The following is a 23,987-nucleotide window of genomic DNA, read 5'->3' as shown; positions in this document are numbered from 1 at the left end:
TGATATAACAATACAGGTAAACAAAAATGACCAATGGTCATATAGTGATAAAAAACAGAGGTGCAGGGAATGGATAGGTTTGGAAGGAGAATTGTGGCTTTAAGGATTCCGATCCTGATAGCGGCGTTAGTGTTGTTGGTGCCGTCCGTTATCGGCTATGCGAAAACACGGGTGAATTATGATATTTTGTCTTATCTTCCCGGTGATATTGAGACGATGGCGGGGCAGGATATTCTGACGGAGGAGTTTGGTACAGGCGCCTTTTCCATGTTTGTGGCGGAAGGGATGACGCCAAAGGAAATTACGGAGCTGAAGAATGAGATTGAGCAGGTGGAGCATGTAAAGAAGGTTATCTGGTATGACGCGGCCATGGATATTTCGGTTCCCATGGAGATGCTGCCGGATGAACTGTATGAGGCGTTTAATCATGGGGACAGTACCTTGATGGCCATTATTTTTGATGATACGACTTCTTCGGATGCGACGATGAAGGCCATTGAGGAGATACGGCGGGTTGCGGACAGAAACTGTTTCCTGAGCGGAATGTCGGCGGTGGTCACGGATACAAAGAATCTGTCGGAAAAGGAAGCGCCGGTTTATGTGTGCATTGCTGTTCTGCTTTCCTGCCTGGTGCTGTCCCTGACCATGGATTCCTATCTGATTCCTTTTTTGTTTCTGCTGAGCATAGGGATGGCGATTTTATATAATTTGGGAACCAATGTGTTTCTGGGGCAGATTTCCTATATTACCAAGGCTTTGAGTGCGGTGCTTCAGCTGGGAGTAACCATGGATTATTCCATCTTCCTCTGGCACAGCTATCAGGAGCAGCAGCAGACCGGTACGGGTAAAAAAGATGCCATGGCAAAAGCGATCGCGGCAACCATTACCTCAGTGGTGGGCAGCTCCATTACTACGGTGGCGGGCTTTCTGGCGCTTTGCTTTATGAGCTTTACCCTGGGGCTGGATTTGGGAATCGTGATGGCTAAGGGTGTTGTGTTCGGGGTAATTGCCTGCATCACCATATTGCCGTCCATGATTCTTGTTTTCGACAGGGCGCTGGAAAAAACAAGACACAGGGCAGTGCTGCCGGAGCCGAAGGGAATCGGCGCATTTATTACAAAGCACTACAGGCTGTTTGCCGTACTTTTTGTTGCGGCTCTGACTCCGGCAGTGTTCGGCTATACGCATACGAAGGTTTATTATAACCTGGATGAAACGCTTCCCAAGACACTCCCCAGCATTGTGGCAAACGATAAGCTGAATGCGGAGTTTGATATGAATGCCACGCACATGCTGCTGGTAGACAGCGATGTTTCACCAAAGGATGTCCGGCATATGACGGATGAGCTTGAGAAGGTGGACGGCGTAAAATGGGTGCTGGGGCTGAATGCCCTGAAAGGGACGGCACTTCCCGGAGAAATGGTGCCGGCTGAGCTTACAGAGACCCTGGAGGATGAAAACTGGCAGCTTTTGCTCATTGGCTCCGGCTATAAGGTGGCATCGGATGAAGTGAACGCTCAGTGCGATACGCTGAGCGCAGTGAGTAAAAAATATGATCCCGGCGCGATGCTGGTAGGAGAAGCGCCATGTACCAGGGATTTAATCCGGATTACGGATCATGATTTCAGCACGGTAAGCATTGTTTCCATCGGGGTTATTTTTCTCATCATCCTGCTGGTATTCAAATCCCTCACACTTCCGGTAGTCCTGGTGGCGGTGATAGAACTGGCGATATTTATCAATATGGGAATCCCCTATTATACGGACACGGCCATACCGTTTATCGCCTCCATCGTAATCGGAACCATACAGCTGGGCGCCACAGTGGATTACGCCATTCTGATGACCACAAGATATAAAAGCGAGCGCCTGGGCGGGGCGGATAAGGCGCAGGCGGTTTCCGTGGCCTGCCAGACCAGCGTAAAATCCATTATGGTAAGCGCATTGTCCTTCTTTGCGGCCACCTTTGGCGTCGGGCTTTATTCCAATATTGATATGATAAGTTCCCTGTGCACCCTGATGGCAAGAGGCGCGCTGATAAGTATGGCATCGGTTATTTTTATTCTTCCTTCCATGCTGATGGTATTTGACGCGCTGATCCGGAGGACTACCTGGGGAATGAAAACAAACAAAGCAGAAAAGGAACAGGAGGCTTCACAGGCATGAATAGAATAAAAAGAAACGGATATCAGAAAATACTCAGTCTTACCCTGAGCGCATCGCTGCTGCTTGGCCTGACAGGGTGCGGGGCGCAGAAGGCGGAGGAAACCGCTGCTACAGCTTCGGAGGAAGAGGCGCTGCTGACAGAGGCGCTGAGCAGTCAGGGAGCGCCTTCTCACAGTGCGGAAACCGGAAAGGAGGAAACCGTTTATGTTTTGGCGGACGCTTCCGGCGCTGTGGAGAAGATCATTGTAAGCGACTGGCTGAAAAATAAGGACGGTGGCAGCACCTTGCAGGATGCATCGGATTTGCAGAATATCGAGAATGTCAAGGGCTACGAAACATTTGTCTCAGATGGGAAAAACGGGCTTACCTGGCAGGCGGACGGAGCCGATATTTATTATCAGGGAAGTACGGAAAAACAGCTGCCTGTTGCGGTGAAGCTTACCTATAAGCTGGACGGAAAAGAAGTAAAGCCGGAGGAAATCGCGGGAAAGAGCGGACGGGTGACCATCCGTATGGATTATGAAAATAAAGAAACGAGAACCGTTGAAGTAAACGGTAGAAAGGAAGAAATACATATCCCCTTTGCCATGCTGTCCGGTATGCTTTTGCCCCAGGATACCTTTTCCAATATCGAAGTTACCAACGGCCGTCTGCTGTCGGAAGGAAACAACAGCATTGTGGTGGGAATCGCTTTTCCGGGGCTGAAGGAAAGCCTGAACTGGGAGGAACTTAAAAAAGATTTGTCAAAGGCGGAGAAGAAACAGGCGGAGGAGGAGCTTGCCATTCCGGATTATCTGGAGGTCAGCGCGGATGCTGAGAATTTTTCTCTGGGAATGACTATGACAATAGCCATGAGTGACATGCTTTCTGATTTTTCCCTCACGGATTCCCTGGATCTGGAGGAAATGAATGATTCCATGAATGATCTGCAGTCCGCATCCAATGAACTGAAGGACGGGACCTCCGATTTAAAGGACGGCAGTGCAAAGCTGAAGGAAGGGACGGACAGTCTGGCAGATGGTGTGGTAAGCCTGAAGGACGGCGCCGGGAGCCTGAAGGAAGGAACCGGGGAGCTGTATGAAAAGTCCGGAGAACTGGACGAAGGCGCTGCAAAACTGGAGGAGGGCGCATCTTCACTGGCAGAGGGAGCAGATAAGCTCAACAGCGGCGCTTCCTCCTTAAGCGACGGGGCAGGGAGCCTGAAGGACGGCACCCACAGCCTGGTAGAGGGAACCGGCAGCCTGGTGGACGGCGCCGGAAAGCTGGATGCCGGAGCGGGGGCCCTGCAGGAAGGAATTGCCGGTGTTAATAATGGGATTTCGGCGTTGAAAACGGCTATGGAAACCGGAAGCGGCGACCAGCCGCCGATCCTGGGCAGTTCCGAGGCAATCGCACAGAATATGGGAACATTATATGAAAAGGTAATCGCCTATTTTGATACCTATGAAAAGGATTTGGCGCCTGTAATCCAGATGATAGAGGAGCAGATGAGTCATGCAAATGGAGCGCTGGAGACCGCCCAGGCTAATCTGGATGCCGCCAGATCCCGGTGCAGCCAGGCTCAGGCCGATCTGGACAATGCATGTCAACCTTCCACGGAAGAGGTGGAGGTAGTGACCGGCCGCAGTGTGGAAAGTGTCAGCGGCAACGATATTGTATCGGTGGATACTCAGACGAAGGAGGTGGCAACCATCTCTGCGGACGCGGTATCGGGGGCGGTGGAAAGCTACCGGGAGGCCGTCAGGGAGGAGGCTGTCTATGAAGCACAGGTTTCTGCTTACAGCGAACAGCTGAACCAGCTGGAGGAGGTGTATCAGGTGGTTCAGGGCCTGAGCAGCGATGCGGTGCAGAAAGCGACGGACATTGTTACTATCAAGCAGTATTGCGCTCAGCTGAGTGCCGGGACCCAGGCTCTTTATGCGGGTCTTGGGCAGGTGGACGGCGGGTTAACGCAGCTGGCGGATCAGGAAAAAGGGGTTCCGGCCCTGGTTGCGGGCGCCAATGCTCTGAAGGAAGGGACCGCAGGCGCAGTATCCGGCGCCCGGGAACTCAATGAGGGCGCCAAAAAGCTGGATTCAGGAGCCGGGACGCTGAAGGGCGGCCTGGATGAACTGAAAAACGGAGCCGCTACGCTTTCTGCAGGCAGCGGTACTCTGAAAACAGGAACCACACAGCTGAAGGAAGGCACTGCCCGGCTGGTGGAAGGGACAGGAAAGCTGGATGAAGGAGCGCTGACGCTCACCGACGGAGTGGATACCCTGGAAAACGGCGCGCATTCCCTGCAGGAAGGGGCGCTGGCGCTGGACGAAGGAGCAGGAACCCTGAAGGATGGTATGTTCCGTTTTGACGAAGAAGGAATCAGTAAGCTGACGGATATTTTCGGAGATAATACAAAAACCGTGACGGACCGTCTGAAGGCTGTGGCGGATTCCGGAAAGGAATACAAGACCTTCACCAGGCTGCCTGAGGGAATGGACGGCAGCGTGAAATTCATTATTAAAACAGCAGAGGTCAAAGCGGACAGCTGACTCGCCTGCTATGATGAGGTTAAAGCCAGTTCAGCGATAAAGCTCTTAAATGAAAATGGAATTTCTGCCGACAGTATAGAACAAAACCTGCCCTCATTAGAAGATGTATTTTTAACACTGATTGATGAAAAAAAGAAGAAAAATCAACATGAAAAAATTTAGTAGAAATATATTCCCTGATTCATGGGTTATGTTCAAACGCTGTTTAATTATATCATTGCGGAATCCTGAAACACTCCTGACGGCAACGCTGATACCATTTTTCTTAATTCTTTTATTTGGCACGGTCTTTGCCAGCATATCCGATGTGGGGGATTATAATTATATTGATTTTATTGTGCCGGGAATTATTTTTCAAAGCATTGCCCAGGCCTTTCAATATTCGGCAATGAATGTTGCAGCGGATATGACAAAGGGTATCATAGACCGCTTTCGCTGTATGTCTGTTTCAAAATTTGCTGTGTTGATTGGCCATACAGGGGCTGGAGTGATGCGGGGGATTATTTCAAACATTGTTATTATGGCAACGGCTCCCATTCTTGGCTTTAGGCGGCAAGCAGGGTTTGTGGATTGGGTTTTGGTTATAGTGCTCCTTTTGCTGATAAATATTACATTTACGCTGATCGCTGTACTTTGTGGGACGATTTCAAAGTCGGCAGAAGGGGCAACAGGACTATTGTTCCCCCTTTTTATTTTACCTTTTACGAGTTCGGGATTTGCTCCTGTTGACACTATGCCAAGAGGTATTGGCAGGTTTGCTTCGATACAGCCTATGACACCGATGATTGACAGCTTGAGAGCCCTGACCCTTGATTTGCCTTTGGAGAATAGTTTAATGCTGGCACTTACATGGTGCATAGTATTAAGTGTTGTGTGTTTTGCTGTGTCAATGCGGACATTCAACCGTAAATAAGCATAGCGGTAAATTATTAGCCAAGCCTTGCTGCATTGTGTTTAAAGGGAAAATCGCCGGGGAAATTTCCTGGCAACAAAAAATGTTTATTAAAATATTATATGATATTATTGCGTTATAAATTTCTGTATGCTACAATCGGATCAAGCAATGAATTCAACATATCTGTTCATCTTTTAAGATTCTATGCCGTACTGTCTCAGCGATTCCGCTGACAGGCCGGTATCTGCACGCAGTTTCGCGTGTGCATGAATGCATATGCCGAGGAAAATCCCATAGGAACGGCAGATAGATTGTCCGGGCCATGAGGAAGATACATCCCGGTTACGTATGCGTGATAATGCATGAACTCCTTGCTGACAAATGAATAAGCAGGGAGAGCAAAAGGCATGGTTCTCTCTGCGGAAAAAGAAAGAGAGGAATGCCTATGAACCTTATAACAACAGGGGATACTTCTACCCAATTGCTGCCCCGGAACTATCAGTTTAACCTGAGTGATTTCGCTTTGTTTTTATCCGTGATGAAGAACAAGACGGCCTATGAATGCACCCTGAGTATTATTCTGGATGAACCGGAGCTGAAGCTGGCTGAGGTAGAGGTGGAGCAGGTAGTACTTAACAAAAGCGGGAAACGGGCTATCCGGCTGGATGCCTGGGCACGGGATACGCTTGATCGCCGTATTAATACGGAAATGCAGAATGAAACCGAAACGGATGATGTCAGGCGAAGGGCAAGATTTTATCAGGGTTTGCTGGATACTCCGGTTTTAAAATCAGGAAAGATGACAAAATATAAGCATTTGCCATCGACTATTATCATTTTCATTACGCAGGAGGATATTTTTGGACGGGATTTGGCTGAATACACATTTACTGAACAGTGTGAAGAGATTTCCGATTTGCCGCTGGATGACGGCACGAAGAAAATATTCCTGAATATGACCAGCAGGAATGGCCGTCCTGAGCTGATAAGCCTGCTGCAGTATATGAAAAATACGACGATTGATAATCCTGAAATCATAGTAAAGGATAGACGGATTGTCACGTTGGATGAAATTGTAAATGAAGTGAAGCAATCGGAAGAATGGGAGGCTGTAAAGATGAATATTCTTGAGATTGGAATTGAAAAGGGCAGGCAGGAAGGGCTTCAGGAAGGGCTTCAGGAAGGGCTTAAACAGGGAATCCGTGCAATGGTACAGGATAATCTGGAAGAGGGTGTGGAAGAAAAACGCATTTGTGAAAAGCTTCAGAAGAACTTTTCGCTGACCCGGGAAGCTGCGGAAGAAGAACTACGCAGTTTCATGGAGGAAAAAGCAAAGAATTAGGAAGAACAATAGCAACTAACAAATAAGATATGCTGTTTTACATTCCCTGTAATAAAGAGAATCCGAAGAGACTGGAAGGCAGTTTCTCCGGATCTTTTTCTCTTTTCCGGCCACTTAGTAACAGCTGAGAAAACTTAGCGGTTATCCCATTTCTTTGCGTTCCCTTCATCCTCCACATTTCACAGTATACGTCCAAACGCCGATATGCTATAATGACCAGGTACAAACACGAAAGAGGTGGCGGAATTGGCAAAACAAAAAGAAATAAAAACCAATGCCATGCGCATTCTGGACCGAATGAAAATCCCCTATACCCACTACACCTATGAATGCGGCGAATTTATTGATGGTATACAGGTTGCGGATATGCTGGACCTTCCTCATGAAAAGGTATACAAGACTCTGGTTACCCAAAGCCCGTCCAAAGAATATTTTGTATTCGTGATACCCATAGAAACGGAGCTGGATTTGAAGAAGGCGGCCAGGGCTGCGGGCCAGAAATCCGTGGCAATGCTCCATGTAAAGGATATCAATACCGTTACAGGATACATCCGCGGCGGCTGCACCGCAGTGGGGATGAAGAAACAGTATAAAACACTGATAGAAAAAAGCGCGCAGTCCCTGCCTTCCGTAATTGTAAGTGGAGGCCGCATCGGTTCCCAGATTGAACTGGATCCGGCAGATCTGGCAAAAGCGGCGGCAGCGGAATTTGCGGATATTATTGTTGACTGAGACTGTACGGCGGACGAAGTATCGGACAGCGTCCGGAGAATCCTGAAAGGAGGAAATGCAGTGGCAAAGAAAGCGAAAACCAGGGAAGATAAGCTGAAGGTCTGGGAAAAGAAGATATCCAAAAAACTGGATTTTCTTATTGTGGGAATTTTTTTCCTGATATTTGCGGCAACGGCGGTGAACGAAACACTGGAAGCAAAAGGGATGACCCTTCGGGGCCTTCTGTCTGAAGTCAAGTTTCCCGGAAAAAGCTGACAGGGCATCCTGCCTGATAAGCGGAAGGATGACGGAGCATCAAGCCCTGTATGCATTAAGCGGAGGAAAATCCTCTGCTTGTCAGAGGGCTGGCATTTTGCTCCGCAATACAAGGAGGTAACACAGTTGAGTGAGAATAAAAATATCATGGAGTACGAAACGGTAGAGCTGGATGATAAGGATGACGCTCTTGTCATCATAGATCAGACAAAGCTGCCGGGAAAAACGGAGATTATCCGTCTGAAAACTGCACAGGAAATGTGGGATGCCATTTATCTTCTGAAGGTACGCGGCGCCCCGGCCATTGGCGTGGCGGCGGCTTTCGGCATTTACCTTTTGGCCAAGCAGATAGATACGGCGGATTACAGCACTTTTCTTGCCGAATTCAGAAAACAGAAGGAATACCTTGATTCGTCCCGCCCCACCGCGGTAAATCTGTCCTGGGCGCTGAAGCGTATGGAAAAAATTGTGACAGACAATGGGGATAAATCGGTGGAAGAAATCAAGCGGCTTCTGAAAACGGAAGCGGATGCCATCAAGGCAGAGGATATCCGGGTATGCAAAACCATAGGGGAATTCGGCCTTACCCTTGTGAAGCCCGGCGACGGCATCCTCACCCACTGCAATGCGGGACAGCTGGCCACAAGCAAATACGGAACCGCCACAGCGCCTATTTATCTGGGAGAGGAAAGAGGCTATCACTTCCGTGTTTTTGCGGATGAGACCCGGCCGCTGCTGCAGGGGGCAAGGCTGACCAGCTATGAGCTGCATTCCTCAGGTGTGGATGTGACCCTGATCTGTGATAATATGGCGGCCACCGTAATGAAAAACGGCTGGGTGGACGCTGTTTTCGTAGGCTGTGACAGAGTGGCCCGTAACGGTGATACCGCTAATAAAATAGGCACTTCTTCGGTGGCGATTGCTGCGAATTATTATAACGTGCCTATCTATATCTGCGCACCTACCTCTACCATTGATATGAATACGGCTACAGGCGCGGATATTCATATTGAAGAACGCCCTGCAGAGGAAGTCACACAGATGTGGTATCGGGAACGCATGGCGCCGGAGGGCGTAAAGGTATATAATCCTGCATTCGATGTGACGGATCACAGCCTGATTGCAGGAATCGTAACGGAATATGGCATTGCGCGGGAGCCCTATGAGGAATCCTTCCGTGAAATTTTTGCAAGAAAAGAAAATGCGGAATATGATTGAATATGGTAATTATATTGACAACAGGGGCGTGCTGGGAATAGTCCGCCGCGCCTGTAATTATGTGGATGCCAGGCTACGGGTTCCGGGTGGCCTGTATCGTATCCAGGATACTCGCCAGGCTGGGCGGCTATACGGAAAAGGAAATGCGGGATATCTGCATCCTGGCTCTGTACCATGATATCGGCGCTTATAAAACGGAAGAAATCAGCCGGATGCTGGAATTTGAAACCAGAAATATGCAGGAACACTCCATTTATGGTTATCTGTTCATTAAGTATTTTACGCCTTTGCAGGAAGTGGCTCCGGGGGTCCTGTTCCATCATACCACCTGGAGCAGGCTGCAGGAGCTGCCCGGCGTCAGCCCGGAAAATAAGAGGCTTACCCAGATCATGTATATAGCGGACCGGGCGGATGTGTGCCTGGAGGAAGAAGGCTGCAGCTATCAGGAATTTGCACGACGCCTTCTGGCCGGACGGGGAGTGAGATATTCTCCTGAAATAGCGGATATTGTGCTGGCGGAGGATTTCCTGGAGCTTTCCTCCGAAAGGGAAGCCTGGGAAGCTGAACTATGGGAAAAAATCTGGAAGGTTCCCTTCACAAAGGAAGAGATAAGAAAATATCTGGACATGGTGATTTATACCATTGATTTCAGAAGCAGGCATACCGTGACCCATACCATGACCACGACCAGCATCAGCTATGAACTTGCAAAGAGGATGGGGCTTAAGGGCAGGGCACTGAGTGATATTTATTTCGGCTCCCTGCTTCATGATCTGAGAAAAATCGGAATCCCTGTGGAAAGCCTGGAATTCCCCGGGAAGCTGAGCCCTCAGGCCATGGCGGATTATGCGCACCCATGTGGAGCTTACCGGCCTGATCCTGGGCCCTGATGTGGAAGAAAAAATACGGAAAATTGCCATGAGGCACCACGAAAAGCTGGACGACTCCGGCTATCCCCTGGGACTGACGGCCATGGTTCTCAGCCTGGAGGAAAGAATTGTGGCTGTCGCAGATATCGTCAGTGCGCTTGCAGGGACAAGAAGCTACAAGGAGGCCTTTTCCAGGGAGCGTATTGTGGGAATCATCGGCAAGATGAAAGAGGACGGCCTCATTGACGGCAGCATTGTGGATGTTATGACGGATAATTTTGACGATATCATGGGAAAAACAGGAGTGCGTTGCCAGCCGATTATGGATATGTATCAGGATATCCAGAGGGAATATTAGGAATTTGCCGGCTATATGGAGGGAGACTGGAATGGCCGACATCATAATCGGGCAACAGCTGCTAACGATGCTTGACGTAACAGTTGAGGCAGGTCTGTGCATTTACTGCGCAGACCGTGAGAAAGCATGGCGGCGGCAGGCATCCGCCCCTCGCCGAAGGCGACTTTTCATGGGCGGAAGCAGTAACAGTTCGGCCGAAGGCAGAACTGTTACTGCTTGACAGATGGAAAGCGCTGTGATAGGATGTTAAAAATTCCGGGCCGCATACAGTAACGGATTTTATACTGTCAGATTTTTGCAGCGGCGGGAAAAGGAGATTACCAATGACACTTACAGCAGAAACCGATAAGATTACAAGGCGAATCAACTCTGTACAACTGGAACCGATGAAACATTGTACAGAGGTTAATCATTAGGCAGTAACGGTTCATCGGAAGAAACGGAACAGACGCAGCAGTATACACACGGTATGCCCTGGAATATGGGGCGGCGTGTGTCTGGTTTGTGTACCGGTTTTCTCCGAAGATTCCCGTGCCGCTCCTTTTTTACGGAGCGCTGTTGTAGGTGATATATGAGAGGCCGCGGACAATGTTTTGTCTGCGGCCTTTCCGTATCTGTGCACACCACAGGCCTTCCTGCGGCAACAATGCCGGAGAAGAATGCCTGAGGACATCTGTGCATGGAAGCGGATGTAATGCGGAAGGGCTTTGCAGGAATGCAGGGCCTTTTTTGATAGAAATATTTGTATGGACGCAGAATGCGATGGGCGTAAAACGCCGGGAAAAGCATTGGAAATATCTGCGGCAGGCACAAAAAGAGAGGAATGACAGATTATGAGCTTACTTGATATTACGGAGCTGTCACTGAGCTATGGTGACAAATGTTTATATAAAAATGCGGAATTCTCCCTGTTCAAAGGAGAGCATGTGGGAATCGTAGGAGCTAACGGCGTGGGGAAAAGCACTTTTATCAATATCTGTACCGGAAATACCATACCGGATGAGGGACAGATCAGGTGGCAGCCGGGAATCAGCCGTGACTACTTGGATCAGCATGCCGCGGCGGATGCGCAGCAGACCGTGCTGGAGTATATGCAGGCATCTTTTTCGGCGCTTTTTGAAAAGGAGAAGGAGATGGTACAGGCTTATCAACGCTATTCGGCCGGAGAAGAGGAGGCGCTGAAAAAAGCGGAAAAATACCAGCAGCAGCTGGAAGCCGCGGATTTTTATTCCATTGAATACCGGATAATGCGGATTGCGGAGGGGCTGGGGCTGACAGCCATTGGTATGGATAAACAACTGGGGAATTTAAGCGGGGGCCAGCGGGCCAAGGTGATTCTTTCCAAGCTTCTGCTGGAGGATCCGGATGTACTGCTGCTGGATGAACCCACGAACTTTCTGGACAAGGAGCATATCCGGTGGCTGTCTTACAGGCTTCAACGGCATCGGCAAATCCACGCTTTTAAAGACGCTGGTGGGGCAGCTGCAGGCCCTGGACGGTAATTTCAGTATATCGGAGGCCGTACAGACCGGCTACTATGAACAGGAATTTTCCTGGGATACGCCGGAACAGACGCCGCTTGCCGCAATCCGTTCCTGGTTTCCTCAGCTTACGGAAAAAGAGGCCAGAAGACATCTGGCCGGATGCGGAATAGACAGCAAAAAGGCGGGGCAGAGCCTTTCTACCTTAAGCGGCGGGGAACAGGCCAAGGTCAAGCTGTGCAGGCTGACGCTTCAGCCCGCGAACCTGTTGATCCTTGACGAGCCTACCAACCACCTGGATGATCTGGCAAAGGAGGCGTTGAAGGAGGCTCTGGAGAAGTATGAGGGAACCGTGATTCTGGTGTCCCATGAAGAAAAATTTTACCAGGACTTCGCTGATAAAATCATATCCCTGGAGCAGGTGTGCCTCAGGGAATAATCAAAATCATGTGCCGTCCTGGACAGATACAAAATTATAATAAACGAATAAGCTGCAAAGCTGTAATACAGTCGCTGCGGGAGTGGATGCCGCGGGATTTAACATCCTGCGGCCCGGCAGGCTTTTTTTACGGAATAGCCATATGCGGCAGCCAGCATCAGTGCAGCGGTCAGGCAGATGCTTCCATTGATGGTAAGCGCCATAGCTTCCGCGGAGGTAATATGGCCGTCATTGGTGTACATAACAAAGAAATCAAAGAGGTAAGCTGACAATATACCAATTACGGAAGGAAGGAGGAAGAGCCTGCGAAGCTGAGAGGAAAGACAGCCCCGAAGAAAAGCCGCATTCGCGCCAAGCTGGCTCAGATCCCGGAACACCAGCCTTTCGGACTGACCCAGGGTAAGGCTTCTGGTGTAGGCAATGATGACGGCGGCAGCCAGGCAGATAATGGCAACATATAAAAAGAGAAGGAAAAACACAGCATGACGGACAAAAGAGATTTTTTGTTCAAGTTTTTTAAAATAAGGTGCGTATTTCCAATCAAAATCCCTTTCGGGCTGCTCCGGATAAAGTGTGACCGTTCTGTCATAACCGTACTCTTTTCCCTGGCTGCGCGCCTGCTCATGCTGATAGGGATCATAATTCCCTAAAACAAGCATTTCAGAGCTTGCACGCTCGGAAAAGGCACGGTAAAGCTCCCTGGCGAAGGCATAGGAATTCTCCGCATCCGCCGTTTGAAACAGTACCTGTTTCGTCTTGTTTTTATCGACAGCGCCTTCCGACAGCATGGCGTAATCAGAATCACTGAGAACGTATCTTGCCTGGGTGTCAGAACCTCGGCCCACTACCAGCTGATGGCAGACAAGCGTTCCCGCAAAGGAAACAGGGTGGGCATTTCCATTCAAATCCGTAATCTGATCCAGGTCGTCAAAATGTGCCCAGATTGTTTCAGCGGCATCCGGATGGGTAAGCAGCAGGTAGGTGCCGGGCTGAACCCGGACAGCTTCCCCGGTATAGGCATTGTAGGCGCTTTCACTGAGAAACTGCATGTATCCGAATTTTTCCATGTAGGTTTCAATGAGGTAACCCTGATCATTGTAATCTCTGTCCACAGAGCTGCCGATAAGATTCAGGAAGGTCAGTTCATGATAAGCCGTAATGGTTACGCCTAAATCCCCGGCAATATGGTAAATTTCTTCCTTTGTCAGCTCCCCGGAATCCGCCGGATAAAAGAAGGATACATCCTCCGGATTCTGTGCATTGAAGTTATTCAGACCTGTCATAAGCGTGGGGACATAGAAGGCGCCGAACAGACCGCAGAACAGCAGCAGGGTAATGATACACATGCTGCGCACCATCTGCGCGCCCAGGAATTTCATCATGTTGTAGGAAATGATATGGTTATAGTAGTGCTGGGGCCGCGCTCCCTTTTTATGGCAGGAAATGGAGTACACCAGAATCCGGTAAATTCCCAGGAAGGCAGGCAGGAAAAAAACAGAGGGCAGGCTTCCCAGGCTTCTATGGAATAAACGAAGTGAAAGGGGCGAAAGGCAGAGCGCAAGAAACAGTCCCGATACAAGAAGTATGCAGCCGGAAAGCAGATATCCGGGGGTGACTGTTTTTTTCAGCGGCTCGCTTCTGTGCTGTTCCTGAATAATTTCGATCACATTGCTGCGCTTCATAAACAGGTTGGCCTGGATAAACAGGGACACGGCGATGAGAATTACGAAGAGCAGAGTATATAACAGGCCCCGGGCTGAAATGGAGAAAGCGGCGCCGGTGGACTGTTTTACCAGCGGGAGAAAACAGAGCCAGACGATAAAGGACAGAAGCTGTCCGGCGGCAGTTCCGCAGACGGCGCACAGGGCAAGGAGGGAAAGAAGCTCCCGTGACAGTGAGCGCATATAGGTTTTCCGGGGAAGCCCCATGGCGGTCAGGATTCCTGTTTCCCGGCTTTTATAACGCAGAAACAGGGATGAGGAATAAATGGTAAAAAGAAAACAGCCAAGGAGCGCCGCCGCAAATATGATGTAAACCTGCTTGCGGGAGTCCCCGCCCTCCGGCAGGACACTTTGCACCAGCAGGCTGGTGAGAACTGCCAGGAAAGAGGAAATAAGGAGAATGGCGAAGGTATTGCAGCCAAGAAACAGCCTGTATTCGCCGGGATTATTTTTACGGAGATGTTGGAAAATGGTATGCAGTGTCATGATTTACATCCTTTCATTGAGTTGTTTCAGTTCATCAAGCAGTATATCCATGAATTCCCGGCGGCTGCCCTGGCGTTTCAGTTCCTTCTGCACCTGGCCGTCCCGCATCAGAAGAACCCGGTCACAGTGGCTGGCGGAGAAGCTGTCATGTGTGACCATGAAAATTGTGGCGTCCAGTTTCTCTTTGGCTTCCCGGAATGCGCCGATGACGGCGGCGCCGGAACGGCTGTCAAGGTTGCCGGTAGGCTCATCCGCCAGAATCAGATCCGGATGGTTCATCAATGCCCTGGCAACGGCGGTGCGCTGCTTCTGCCCTCCTGAAATCTCAGCAGGATATTTGTCCGCGATATCGGTGATATCAAACAGCTCCATCAGGTTTTGGGCCTTTGCCTCCATGGGCTTATAAGGAGAATGAAGAATGATTTTGGGAATACAGATGTTTTCAAATACCGTCAGGCCGTCCAGCAGGCAGAAATCCTGAAATACAAAGCCCAGATTTTTGCTTCTTACCTGCGCCAGCCGTGCTTCATCCAGATTCTCCAGCGGCGTGCCGTTCAGCAGGATTTCTCCGGAATCATGGGGGATAAAACAGGAGATGCAGTTGAGCAATGTGGTTTTGCCGCTTCCCGAGGGCCCCATGACAGCCACGAACTCGCCTTTTTCAACGGTGAGGTTAACGTCCTTTAACACCTCATAGGTGGCGGAGCCGGTGTGATAGCTTTTATATAAATGATTTACGTACAGCATGTTTGATTCCTCTCTTTCTTCCGGGCTGTGTCCGGTGTTTATGCTTCTATTGTAGGGGAAAAGGAGCCTGTTTCCCACGGGAGGCAGGGTAATGTTTGGGAGATATTTTGTAAAGTTCGGTGATTCACGGGAAATAAGGAATATGTTATACTGGATACGGCTTTGGCGCGCCGCCTGAAATCGGAAGGGCGGCCGTGGCGTGCCTGAATTGGAAAAAGGAAGAAATGGAGCTGTAACGGAATGCTGGAAATTGCGATTTGCGATGACGAAAAAAAACTGAGGTTGGATCTGCGCCATGTGATAGAAAAAGAGCTTGCGCTTGACGGCGTGGAGTTCGGCCTGACCGAATATGAAAGCGGAGAGGCGCTTCTTCGGGGCATCAGGGAAAGGAATGCGGATATTATTTTCCTGGATATTGAAATGGGCGGCATGAACGGCATGGAGGCAGCCAGGACGCTCCGGAAAAACGGACAGCCCGCGGTAATAATATTTGTGACCTCCTATCCTGATTTTGTATTCCATGGCTATGAGGTCAGGGCACTGAACTACATATTAAAGCCGTACCAGGAAAAAAAGATAAAAGAGGTTCTGCGGGATGCGCTGAAGGAACTGGAAATCAGTACGGAGAAATATTTTACGGTGGAGCAGAAGTCCGGCACCCTGCGTCTTGCGCTGGGACAGGTCAGATATTTTGTCAGCGAGGGAAGAAAGATAGCGGCAGCGGCGGAAGGGGAGAGAATCTCTTTTTACGGGAAGCTGGGCGAAGTGGAAGAAGAGCTGCCTGACTTTTTTGTCCGCTGCCACAACAGATATCTGGTGAACCTGAATTATGTGACGAAGCTGGAAAGCGCGGCACTGTATTGTGAAGGAGAGAAAATACCGGTCAGCCGTTCCTGCAGCCAGGAAACGGCGGCGGCTTTTGCGAGGTTTATGCTGAAATGATGGTTTCAAAAAATCTGATAATCTTTGTATTGTCAATCATATATGTATCCTTTATTTTCCGCTTCCTTCTTTGCTTCCTGAAGCTGAAGCAGGGACTCCTGCAAAAGGCGGCCGCCATTGCAGGGGTTTGGATTGTGGGCTGTACGGTGGTTTTTCCGGAGGACCCGTTTAACGTTTTCGGGATGCTCGTTTTATTTGCCATGGTGCTGCTCATCTGCTTTGAAGGAAGCGTTGTGCGGCGGCTGTCGGTGGTACTCCTCCTGTATCCCATCATTGTATCCGCCAATTTTGTGACCCTGGATGCCACCGGAATCGTTTTCTTCCGGCTGACGCCGCAGACCCCTTTTTGGGATGCTGCGCTGAACGCTTTTTCCATGCTTTTGCGGGATCTGATATGGATGGGGATTTACTTTGCCTTCCGTAAAAAGGCCGCCCATTCCATAAAAATGATGACGGATCGGATGTGGCTGCTCATGGATATCGTATGCGCCGCGGCATTTGCAGGCAGCATCACCCTGATTTCCACAATAAGCCATAAAGATGCCTGGCTCACCTATCCATCCTGCCTGGCCTGTGTGGTGACAAGCCTGGGCTGTATCTGGCTGGCGGCCTATATCGGTGAAACCATCCGCAGGGATATGGAAATGGAAAACATGAAGGTGCGCCAGGCATACTATGAGGAGCTGGAAAAAAACCAGCTGGCGGTCCGCAAGCTCCGCCACGACATGAACAACCACCTGGGTGTTATCGGCTCCTTCCTGGAGGAAAAGGAATACGACAAGGCGCTTGCCTATTTTAAAGAGCTGAATATCACCGCAGCGGCCCGAAACCGCAAATTCTGTGAAAACAGCCTGGTCAACGCGGTAATCAACGCAAAATATAACCTGGCGCTGGAAAAAAATATAGACTGCTTCGTCAATATCGAGCTGGATAACCTACTCGCCATGGATGACGTAAGCCTGTGCACCATTTTCGCCAACCTTCTGGACAATGCCATAGAAGCGGCGCAGAAGGTCCCCGACAGGGAAGCCCGCCGCATTTCCCTCAAGGCCCGCTACACCGGGGAATCGCTCTGCATCGAGGTGGAAAACAGCAGGACCGGGGAACTGGCGGAATCCAAAGCCGGACTTCTCACCACCAAGCCTGATAAAGAAAACCATGGCTACGGCCTCCGATCCGTCCGTGACGTAGTAGAAAGCTACGGCGGCCATATGGACATCACACCGGCTGCCAATGCCTTCCGCGTAACCATCTGGATAGGCGGCCTTGTTTAGGGGACTGGGAGATTTCCGGGCCGGGGCAGCGCTTTTGGAATTCACAAAAGGATAAAGCCCGGTAACTCTTCTGTTACCCGGACAGCTGCAAATTTCACAAAGTCTTAAGTATTATTAAGAAATTTTAGTATGGACAAATCCGGGAAAAAGTAATATAGTTGGTGAGGTTAAAAGGTTTTTGGGGGAAGGGGCATTTGACATAGTTTAGCGTGGCTTAAGAGAGGTGCCTGACATGAGACAGAATGAGGTAAGCTCCTGCGCTGCCGGAGGAATCGGGAGAGCGCGGAATTACCAGATGGATAATTTGAAATGCCTGCTCATTTTTGCAGTTGTATTAGGACATATGCTGGAGCTGTTTATGGGTAAAGATTCGGGGAACCGGATCCTTTATCTGGTCATCTATTCCTTCCATATGCCGCTGTTTGCTTTCGTATCCGGAGTGTTTGCCAGATATAATCCGGATAAAATCAAGAAGAATATGATATATCCTTATCTGGTTTTCCAGACCCTTTATGTGATTTTCGTAAATCAGGTGCTGGAGAAGGATGCGGATATGCAGTATACCACGCCGTACTGGCTGCTGTGGTATCTGTTCGCCATCATCGTGTGGAATCTGGTGCTTCCGCTGGTGCAGGGCGGCAGCCTGGGCAGGAAGGCCGTCATGCTCATAGCGGCCGGGGCCGCCAGTGTGCTCATCGGCTTTGATGATAAGGCGGGATATTATCTGTCGGCCTCCAGGATTGTGGAGTTTTTCCCTTATTTCCTGCTGGGCGTATATTATAAAGAACTGAAGAACGGTGTGAAGGAAACGGTTTCGGAGCATCTGAGGAAGCATAGAAGGCTGTCCGTCCTTACCGGGGCGCGGGGAAAGGCCATGCTCAGGGCTTTTCTGATGGCCGGGCTGCTGGTGTTGATTGGGCTGCTTGTCTGGTTTATCAGCCGGCATGCGGAGGATATCAATTCCGCGTGGCTTTACGGCTCCGTTTCTTATAAAAAAGGAAATTACGGCTGGCAGTTCCGTGTGCTGAGCATCGGCGCTGCGCTGATGTGGCTTTTATTTTTCCTGCTGAGTATGCCGGCGGCGAAAATACCGTTTCTTTCCTATATCGGGGCGAACACCATGCCGGTGTATCTGCTTCACGGCTTTGTGATTAAATTCCTGAGCAAGATTAAGTTTTTTAAATTTGTGGAGCATGATGAAGCTGCGGCGCTGATATTAAGCGTTGTGCTTGTGGCGTTTCTGTCCTGGAAGCCGCTGGTTAACTTCCTGTCGCCATTGTTTCGGTGGAACCGGGAGGATTTCAGGCGCAGCGGCCGAAAGCGGCTGAAGAAAAATACGATGCCGGGATGAAATAAAAACTATGCCGTGATGAAATTACGGAAGAACTGCTGCTTTTCATCAGTTTTTCTTATATGGCAAAATAAAAAGAGAAGCCGGAAGATGATATATCCTTCCGACTTCTCTTTTTGTAACAGTTCGGCTTTCGGCCAAACTGTTACTGCATCCGCCCATTAAAAGTCGCCTTCGGCGAGGGGCGGATGCCTGCTGCCACTACGTTTTCTCACGGTTTGTGCAGTGAATGCGCAAACCTGCCTGAACTGTTACCTCTTTTTCTGTGTTTCCCTGCGATTGCAGGAGGAAAAAAGTATTCTGGTTCCTGAAAGTCTACAGTTCCAGAACCTCCTGCGCGATTTCCACTGCATCTTCAATGCAGCCGGGGCAGGTGCGGATAACCTTTCCTGTGTCAATGCCCTTCAGTTCACGGCATATGATAGTGCCGTTCTTCTCTTCAAAGCGTTTCAGGATTTCGCGGGAAAGCTTATAGGTGTCTGCTTTGGTCCCGGGATTTGCCAGGCAGCCATCGCTGTTCTTAAAGCCTGCCAGCATTACGGCTCCTGAAACGGCGCCGCAGGTGCCGTCCATGCAGCCCATGCCCAGCCCGAAGGCTTCACCGGCACGGAAGAGGGTTTCCTCGTCCACGCCGATTTCCTTACAGAAGGAACAGGCAACAGCCTGACAGCAATTGTATTTCTTATCATGATTGGCAATCGCCAGTTCTTTTTTCGTCATGTCAGCTCCAGTTTCCGTAATTAATAAGCCTTTGCTTCCTCTTCACCCTTCATCACACGAAGTCCGCCCTGCGCCAGGGCAAGAAGCTCATCCTCGCCGGGATAGATTACAAAGTCGGCAATCCAGCCTACGCGCTTTTTCAGATCTTCACAGGTTACCTTGGAATAAGCGATGCCGCCTGTAAGGATGATCTTGTCAACCTTGCCGTTAAGGACGGTGGCCATGGCGCCGATATCCTTTGCCATCTGATAATGGAATGCATCCAGCACGGCTGCGTATTCCGGTACGCCTTCCAGCGCTTTGTCTTCCACGATGCGGGCGTCATTGGTTCCCACATAGCCGTTGAAGCCGCCGCCGCCAACCAGCTTTTTGTAAATTTCTTTTTCCGTATATTTGCCGGAGAAGCATAATTTCACCAGATCACCGGCGGGTACGGTGCCTGCGCGTTCGGGAGAGAATGCGCCTTCACCGTCGAGGATGTTGTTTACGTCAACAATTTTGCCGCCTCTGTGTGCGCCTACGGAGCAGCCGCCGCCCATATGCACCACGATCAGGTTCAGCTGTTCGTAGGGGATGCCTGATTCCTTGGCGTATCTTCTGGCAACAGCCTTCTGGTTCAGGGCATGGAAGATACTTCTTCTGGGAAGCTCGGGGCATCCTGAATATCTGGCAACAGGCTCCAGCTCATCTACAACAACCGGGTCAACGATAAAGGAAGGAACGCCGATGGAATCGCCGATTTCCCTTGCCAGGATACCGCCCAGGTTGGAAGCATGCTGTCCCTGATAGCCGATTTTCAGATCGTTAAGCAGATCGTCGCTCACCTTGTAGGTGCCGCCCGGGATGGGCTTAAGCAGTCCGCCGCGCCCTACGATGAAATCCAGGGAATGGATGTCGAAGTTCTTCTCCTTCAGGAGGTCCGTGATAATTTCCTTACGGAAATCCTTCTGGTCGATGATGGTGGCGTACTTTGAGATTTCTTCAGTGGGGTGTCTTAAGGTTTCTTCAAAAAGAAGGGTTTCGTCCTCAAAAACACCGATTTTGGTTGAGGTGGAACCGGGATTGATAATTAAGCTCTTATAAGACATAGGGTTTTCTCCTTTTCTTTTATGAAGCGGTTAGTCCGCTCAGCCTCTTTTTTTATTCAGCTCTTCCGCAACTACGGCAGCCAGGGCGATGGAGTTTACCTTTGTTTCAAAGGTATCGGAACGGCTGGTAAGGATGGCGGGAACCTGGGTTCCTGTAAGGATGCATCCGTTCTTTACACCATTAACCATGTGCACAATTGCTTTGTAAACCAGGTTTCCTGCATGGATGTCGGGGAACAGCAGAATGTCCGCATCACCCTGGATTTTGCGGTCGGTTGCCCCTTTGTGTTTTGCAGCCTCCGGATCAATGGCCAGGTCGAGGGAAAGCGGTCCGTCTACAACACAGCCGGTGATCTTTCCTTCCTCGCACATCTTTGTCAGCTCGGCGGCCTCTACGGTTACGGGCATTTTCGGGTTAACCACCTCAACAGCGGCTAGAGGGGCTACCTTGGGGTTGGGAACGCCGCAGGCATGAGCCACTTCTACGGTATTTTCAATAATATGTACCTTGTCATCCAGCGTAGGGTAGGTCATGAATGCCACGTCGGTGAAGAACAGCAGCTGGTCGATGCCGGGGATATCGAATACGCATACATGGGAAAGCGGATTTCCGGTTCTCAGGCCAACCTCTTTGTCAAGAATACTCTTTAAGAAGGTTTTGGTTTCCAGAAGGCCCTTCATGTACATATCCACCTTGCCGTCATGGGCAAGCTTTACTGCGGTCAGGGCAGCAGTCCATTCATCGGGTTCGTTGATAATTTCGAAATCGGAAATGTCAATGCCGCCCGCTGCTGCGGTTGCTTTGATTTTTTCCTCATCGCCTACCAGGATGGCGTTGGCAATGCCGCGGTCCTTGGCCGCCCTTACCGCTTCCAGAACTGCGCTGTCCTGCGCAACGGCAACGGATACGGTCTTCTGGCCGCATTCTTTTACTTTGGAAATCAGTCCGTCAAAACTTGTACTCATTTGTTCGCACCTCATTTGAAATTGTTTTATGGTATTGTGGAATCTGTGTTGCTGCGGGCAGATGGGGAACCATTACCTTCCATATGCCGGAAACGGCAGGAACCCCGGAAACTGTATAAAAAATGCCCATTGTTAAAATTATAACACTTCTATTTCTAAAGGTCAAGGCGGGAGAGGCTTTTGGTCACCACAGCCGCAAGGAGAAACGCATCAGCGCAGGCGCCGTACTTTCCGCCGTCCGAGGCTGCGGCAGCCAGCCGTCTTTCTTCCCGGGCGGGATGGGGGTGTTGTCTGATCCAGTTTCAAAATCGGGGTATTTCAAACTGTTCCGGGAAACCAGAATTCTGCCAACGCGGCCGAAACTCCTCTCGCAGCGACTTGCGTCTGCTGCGTTCGTCAGACAGGCCGCTAGGGACGGCAAAATTCCGGTCTTCCGGGACAGTCTGGGAATGTTCAATATTTTCGCCTATGCCTTCCGGGAACTGGATGGCCCGGAGGACTTTTCCTGGCTTTGGGGGAAAACGGGGCGGGAAAAACCACGCTGATGCGAGTGCTGACTACTGTATTGAAGCCCTCCTCCGGAACGGTGCTGATGGGCGATTTGGCTTACAGTGAAGATAATTATGAGAAAATCCGGCGAAAAATCGGATATCTGCCCTAGGAGCTGAACCTGTACCCGAACCTGACCGTCCGGGAATGCCTGGAATACCTGGGCGAGCTGTCCGGCGTGCCCCGGAAGGAATGCAGGGAGAGAATTGACATGTATCTAGAAAAAACAAGTCTGGCGGAGCATCAGAAGAAAAAGATGAGGCAGCTGTCCGGCGGAATGAAACGCCGTGTGGGCCTGGTTCAGGCGCTTTTAAACGAGCCGGAGTTCCTGATTTTGGACGAACCTACTACGGGTCTTGATCCGGAGGAGCGGATACGTATCCGGAACCTGCTGGTGGATTTCTCTAAAAAAAGGACGGTGCTTTTTTCCACCCATGTGGTGGAGGATCTGGCCGCCTGCAGCCGGCTGACTGTTATGAAAAAGGGGGAATTCCTGTATACGAGAGAGGTGAGCGAGCTGCTGCAGATGGCAAAGGGACATATCTGGGTGGGCACGGTTAAGAATGAGGAAGAGGCCCGGATGTGGGAACAGAACTGCCATATTACCTCAAAGCAGTATACGGAAAGCGGCCTGCGGGTGAAAATCATCGGCGGGGAAAAACCAGAATTGGACTGTGCGCAGCCGGAGATTACGCTGGAGGACGCCTATATGTATCTTATGAACCGGGAGGCAAAGGACTAAAAAGGGGCGGGGACGGCGGAGAAGTGTTTTAAAATACATGGACACTTCTCCGCTGTCCCCGCCCCCGGCTGCTTAGCTGGCGGATTTTCCTCTGCGGAGGAAGCCTGCAAGCAGCAGAAGCACACTAATGACAAAGCTGGAAAGCAGAACAATCAGGCAGACGTTCGCATTAATTAAAGCATTCGTCGACCAAAGGGTAAGATTGGCCTGGAACACACTCAGATGATAGGTGCCGTCTAAAATCAGGCTGATAATATCATTGGCGAAAGCAGTGACCGCGCCTACGGCAATGACGCAGATACCGGCCCGGATGAAGCCGTTGGCTTTCAGATAGCGGATGTCTGCAAACAGCGCCCAGGCGATCAGCGCGCCCACAGTGGAGATAAGAAGCGCCGGCCGCCAGTAGCCGGCAGCTTTGCTGAAAAACCACAGGAGACAAGTTGAGGTGGCAAAGGATATTTTTACAAGCTCATAAACCTCTGCGTAATCTGCGGGTGTTTCCTGACGTATTTTCATGGCGGCTCCTGTCTGCCCATTGGAGGGCGATGATTCAAGATTTTTAGATTTCGTATTATCCAATCATCTGATAAAAGGAAGGTAAAGTCAAGCTATGATTTAACAGGCCGGGATATATGATTTAAAAAGTTGGGATATAAGATGAAGGAATTGCTTTTGAATTGGGAAAGAAGGAAACAGTTTCGTTAAAAATAAACAAAGTTTTTAAAGATTGTTAAAAAACAGCAAAAATGCTATTGATAATAGACAAAATAGCATTTTACTTATGCATAAAACAAACAAAAATCAGAGTAAACGGTTACCTAAATACTGATTGCTAATGAAGGCGGCGTTTGCTAGAATTTGAGCATAATCAATCCGTTGAATTCTGCGGGCAGCAGACAGGGCGGATAAGAGCAGGCGATGCCTGGCGTCCGGTGATGTTCTATGGAGGTCAGGGCGTCAGGGCAGCCGGCGCTGAAACATGGTAAAAAGTGAAGTCCAGCTAAGAAATGTCAATAGGTAAAATGAAAAATGTTTACAAAGTTTTTTTCAAGCAGCTGATGTAAAAAAGGGTAACCTTAATAAACCCATTGCCATGGGATTTTAAAATGTAATTCAAA

21 protein-coding genes and 1 pseudogene are annotated in these 23,987 nt (G+C 49.9%); 16 read left to right on the top strand and 6 right to left on the bottom strand.

All coding sequences use genetic code 11. The annotated features are described in order from the left end of the window. Nucleotides 1-69: 69 nt before the first annotated feature. From FYJ45_RS23280 to FYJ45_RS32375, 11 genes are all read left to right on the top strand, one after another. The gene (locus FYJ45_RS23280) at nucleotides 70-2,166 is read left to right on the top strand and encodes an efflux RND transporter permease subunit (protein WP_154467430.1); all 2,097 of its coding nucleotides are present in this window, start codon (nucleotides 70-72) and stop codon (nucleotides 2,164-2,166) included. Then, the gene (locus FYJ45_RS23275; RefSeq protein WP_154467429.1) at nucleotides 2,163-4,694 is read left to right on the top strand and encodes a hypothetical protein; all 2,532 of its coding nucleotides are present in this window, start codon (nucleotides 2,163-2,165) and stop codon (nucleotides 4,692-4,694) included. Before FYJ45_RS23280 ends, FYJ45_RS23275 begins: the two co-directional genes overlap by 4 nt. Nucleotides 4,695-4,842: 148 nt before the next feature. Next, nucleotides 4,843-5,607 (top strand): ABC transporter permease, encoded by a 765-nt coding sequence (locus FYJ45_RS23270; RefSeq protein WP_154467428.1) that lies wholly within the window; start codon nucleotides 4,843-4,845, stop codon nucleotides 5,605-5,607. 427 nt (nucleotides 5,608-6,034) lie between these two features. Then, nucleotides 6,035-6,931 carry an Rpn family recombination-promoting nuclease/putative transposase gene (locus FYJ45_RS23265; protein WP_154467427.1) on the top strand — a complete coding sequence of 299 codons (897 nt, stop codon included), beginning with the start codon at nucleotides 6,035-6,037 and terminating at the stop codon, nucleotides 6,929-6,931. A 279-nt stretch (nucleotides 6,932-7,210) separates the two neighbouring features. Then, complete coding sequence (ybaK, locus tag FYJ45_RS23260) at nucleotides 7,211-7,663, top strand: Cys-tRNA(Pro) deacylase (protein ID WP_408609537.1); 453 nt, start codon at nucleotides 7,211-7,213, stop codon at nucleotides 7,661-7,663. Between the two features lie 60 nt (nucleotides 7,664-7,723). Then, a complete protein-coding gene (locus tag FYJ45_RS23255) occupies nucleotides 7,724-7,918 on the top strand; it encodes a hypothetical protein (RefSeq protein ID WP_021640431.1) in 195 nt (64 codons plus the stop codon). A 147-nt stretch (nucleotides 7,919-8,065) separates the two neighbouring features. Further along, nucleotides 8,066-9,136: an S-methyl-5-thioribose-1-phosphate isomerase gene (gene mtnA / locus FYJ45_RS23250; protein WP_154467440.1), complete on the top strand. Its 1,071-nt coding sequence runs from the start codon at nucleotides 8,066-8,068 to the stop codon at nucleotides 9,134-9,136. A gap of 59 nt (nucleotides 9,137-9,195) precedes the next feature. Then, on the top strand, nucleotides 9,196-10,026 hold the full coding sequence (locus FYJ45_RS23245) for an HD domain-containing protein (protein WP_320620768.1): 831 nt from the start codon (nucleotides 9,196-9,198) through the stop codon (nucleotides 10,024-10,026). After that, entirely contained in the window at nucleotides 9,983-10,363 is a 381-nt protein-coding gene (locus FYJ45_RS31905) for an HD-GYP domain-containing protein (RefSeq protein WP_320620769.1), read from the top strand. Before FYJ45_RS23245 ends, FYJ45_RS31905 begins: the two co-directional genes overlap by 44 nt. Nucleotides 10,364-11,196: 833 nt before the next feature. Beyond that, nucleotides 11,197-11,865 carry an ATP-binding cassette domain-containing protein gene (locus FYJ45_RS32380; RefSeq protein ID WP_330588807.1) on the top strand — a complete coding sequence of 223 codons (669 nt, stop codon included), beginning with the start codon at nucleotides 11,197-11,199 and terminating at the stop codon, nucleotides 11,863-11,865. Then, complete coding sequence (locus FYJ45_RS32375; protein ID WP_330588806.1) at nucleotides 11,837-12,283, top strand: ATP-binding cassette domain-containing protein; 447 nt, start codon at nucleotides 11,837-11,839, stop codon at nucleotides 12,281-12,283. The genes FYJ45_RS32380 and FYJ45_RS32375 overlap by 29 nt, the downstream gene beginning before the upstream one ends. A gap of 98 nt (nucleotides 12,284-12,381) precedes the next feature. On the opposite strand, the gene FYJ45_RS23235 is transcribed toward FYJ45_RS32375, so the two are convergent. Both FYJ45_RS23235 and FYJ45_RS23230 read right to left on the bottom strand, forming a co-directional pair. Beyond that, nucleotides 12,382-14,490 carry an FtsX-like permease family protein gene (locus tag FYJ45_RS23235; protein WP_154467425.1) on the bottom strand — a complete coding sequence of 703 codons (2,109 nt, stop codon included), beginning with the start codon at nucleotides 14,488-14,490 and terminating at the stop codon, nucleotides 12,382-12,384. Nucleotides 14,491-14,493: 3 nt separating this feature from the next. Continuing rightward, nucleotides 14,494-15,237, bottom strand: a complete 744-nt coding sequence (locus FYJ45_RS23230) for an ABC transporter ATP-binding protein (protein WP_154467424.1) — start codon at nucleotides 15,235-15,237, stop codon at nucleotides 14,494-14,496. 240 nt (nucleotides 15,238-15,477) lie between these two features. Here FYJ45_RS23230 and FYJ45_RS23225 point away from each other — a divergent pair, with 240 nt between their 5' ends. From FYJ45_RS23225 to FYJ45_RS23215, 3 genes are all read left to right on the top strand, one after another. Further along, the gene (locus tag FYJ45_RS23225; RefSeq protein ID WP_154467423.1) at nucleotides 15,478-16,179 is read left to right on the top strand and encodes a LytR/AlgR family response regulator transcription factor; all 702 of its coding nucleotides are present in this window, start codon (nucleotides 15,478-15,480) and stop codon (nucleotides 16,177-16,179) included. After that, nucleotides 16,176-17,453, top strand: a complete 1,278-nt coding sequence (locus FYJ45_RS23220) for a sensor histidine kinase (protein ID WP_154467422.1) — start codon at nucleotides 16,176-16,178, stop codon at nucleotides 17,451-17,453. The genes FYJ45_RS23225 and FYJ45_RS23220 overlap by 4 nt, the downstream gene beginning before the upstream one ends. Before the next feature lie 232 nt (nucleotides 17,454-17,685). Then, nucleotides 17,686-18,804: an acyltransferase family protein gene (locus tag FYJ45_RS23215; RefSeq protein ID WP_154467421.1), complete on the top strand. Its 1,119-nt coding sequence runs from the start codon at nucleotides 17,686-17,688 to the stop codon at nucleotides 18,802-18,804. Nucleotides 18,805-19,119: 315 nt separating this feature from the next. Here FYJ45_RS23215 and FYJ45_RS23210 read toward each other — a convergent pair whose 3' ends face one another. The 3 genes from FYJ45_RS23210 to ptb are packed head-to-tail and all read right to left on the bottom strand — an operon-like array spanning nucleotide 19,120 to nucleotide 21,641. Next, nucleotides 19,120-19,524 carry a C-GCAxxG-C-C family protein gene (locus FYJ45_RS23210; protein WP_021640444.1) on the bottom strand — a complete coding sequence of 135 codons (405 nt, stop codon included), beginning with the start codon at nucleotides 19,522-19,524 and terminating at the stop codon, nucleotides 19,120-19,122. A gap of 20 nt (nucleotides 19,525-19,544) precedes the next feature. Continuing rightward, entirely contained in the window at nucleotides 19,545-20,612 is a 1,068-nt protein-coding gene (gene buk / locus FYJ45_RS23205) for a butyrate kinase (protein WP_021640445.1), read from the bottom strand. A gap of 39 nt (nucleotides 20,613-20,651) precedes the next feature. Next, on the bottom strand, nucleotides 20,652-21,641 hold the full coding sequence (ptb, locus tag FYJ45_RS23200; RefSeq protein ID WP_276892937.1) for a phosphate butyryltransferase: 990 nt from the start codon (nucleotides 21,639-21,641) through the stop codon (nucleotides 20,652-20,654). A 59-nt stretch (nucleotides 21,642-21,700) separates the two neighbouring features. Between ptb and FYJ45_RS23195 the strand changes: the two genes are divergently transcribed. Beyond that, nucleotides 21,701-22,123: a hypothetical protein gene (locus FYJ45_RS23195; RefSeq protein ID WP_154467419.1), complete on the top strand. Its 423-nt coding sequence runs from the start codon at nucleotides 21,701-21,703 to the stop codon at nucleotides 22,121-22,123. Beyond that, nucleotides 22,069-22,869 (top strand): annotated as a pseudogene (locus FYJ45_RS23190) (ATP-binding cassette domain-containing protein); the annotation flags it as partial. The gene FYJ45_RS23195 and the pseudogene FYJ45_RS23190, both read left to right, overlap by 55 nt. Nucleotides 22,870-22,941: 72 nt before the next feature. Here FYJ45_RS23190 and FYJ45_RS31090 read toward each other — a convergent pair. Beyond that, nucleotides 22,942-23,385: a hypothetical protein gene (locus FYJ45_RS31090; protein WP_235930976.1), complete on the bottom strand. Its 444-nt coding sequence runs from the start codon at nucleotides 23,383-23,385 to the stop codon at nucleotides 22,942-22,944. Nucleotides 23,386-23,987: the final 602 nt, after the last annotated feature.

The sequence above is a fragment of the Eisenbergiella porci genome (assembly GCF_009696275.1).
GTDB classification, from domain to species: domain Bacteria; phylum Bacillota; class Clostridia; order Lachnospirales; family Lachnospiraceae; genus Eisenbergiella; species Eisenbergiella porci.
Note: the sequence above shows the minus strand (reverse complement) of the source record. Positions and strands in the feature narration are given on the sequence as shown.

Excerpts from the sequence above, each read along its gene's own strand:
- FYJ45_RS23280 (WP_154467430.1), top strand. The coding sequence starts at position 70 with ATGGATAGGTTTGGAAGGAGAATTGTGGCTTTAAGGATTCCGATCCTG.
- FYJ45_RS23230 (WP_154467424.1), bottom strand. The coding sequence starts at position 15,237 with ATGCTGTACGTAAATCATTTATATAAAAGCTATCACACCGGCTCCGCC.
- FYJ45_RS23270 (WP_154467428.1), top strand. The coding sequence starts at position 4,843 with ATGAAAAAATTTAGTAGAAATATATTCCCTGATTCATGGGTTATGTTC.
- FYJ45_RS32380 (WP_330588807.1), top strand. The coding sequence starts at position 11,197 with ATGAGCTTACTTGATATTACGGAGCTGTCACTGAGCTATGGTGACAAA.
- buk (WP_021640445.1), bottom strand. The coding sequence starts at position 20,612 with ATGTCTTATAAGAGCTTAATTATCAATCCCGGTTCCACCTCAACCAAA.
- FYJ45_RS23275 (WP_154467429.1), top strand. The coding sequence starts at position 2,163 with ATGAATAGAATAAAAAGAAACGGATATCAGAAAATACTCAGTCTTACC.
- FYJ45_RS23220 (WP_154467422.1), top strand. The coding sequence starts at position 16,176 with ATGATGGTTTCAAAAAATCTGATAATCTTTGTATTGTCAATCATATAT.
- FYJ45_RS31090 (WP_235930976.1), bottom strand. The coding sequence starts at position 23,385 with ATGAAAATACGTCAGGAAACACCCGCAGATTACGCAGAGGTTTATGAG.
- FYJ45_RS23225 (WP_154467423.1), top strand. The coding sequence starts at position 15,478 with ATGCTGGAAATTGCGATTTGCGATGACGAAAAAAAACTGAGGTTGGAT.
- FYJ45_RS23265 (WP_154467427.1), top strand. The coding sequence starts at position 6,035 with ATGAACCTTATAACAACAGGGGATACTTCTACCCAATTGCTGCCCCGG.
- mtnA (WP_154467440.1), top strand. The coding sequence starts at position 8,066 with ATGGAGTACGAAACGGTAGAGCTGGATGATAAGGATGACGCTCTTGTC.
- ybaK (WP_408609537.1), top strand. The coding sequence starts at position 7,211 with ATGCGCATTCTGGACCGAATGAAAATCCCCTATACCCACTACACCTAT.
- FYJ45_RS23215 (WP_154467421.1), top strand. The coding sequence starts at position 17,686 with ATGAGACAGAATGAGGTAAGCTCCTGCGCTGCCGGAGGAATCGGGAGA.
- FYJ45_RS23245 (WP_320620768.1), top strand. The coding sequence starts at position 9,196 with ATGTGGATGCCAGGCTACGGGTTCCGGGTGGCCTGTATCGTATCCAGG.
- FYJ45_RS31905 (WP_320620769.1), top strand. The coding sequence starts at position 9,983 with ATGCGCACCCATGTGGAGCTTACCGGCCTGATCCTGGGCCCTGATGTG.
- FYJ45_RS23210 (WP_021640444.1), bottom strand. The coding sequence starts at position 19,524 with ATGACGAAAAAAGAACTGGCGATTGCCAATCATGATAAGAAATACAAT.
- FYJ45_RS23235 (WP_154467425.1), bottom strand. The coding sequence starts at position 14,490 with ATGACACTGCATACCATTTTCCAACATCTCCGTAAAAATAATCCCGGC.
- FYJ45_RS23195 (WP_154467419.1), top strand. The coding sequence starts at position 21,701 with ATGCCCATTGTTAAAATTATAACACTTCTATTTCTAAAGGTCAAGGCG.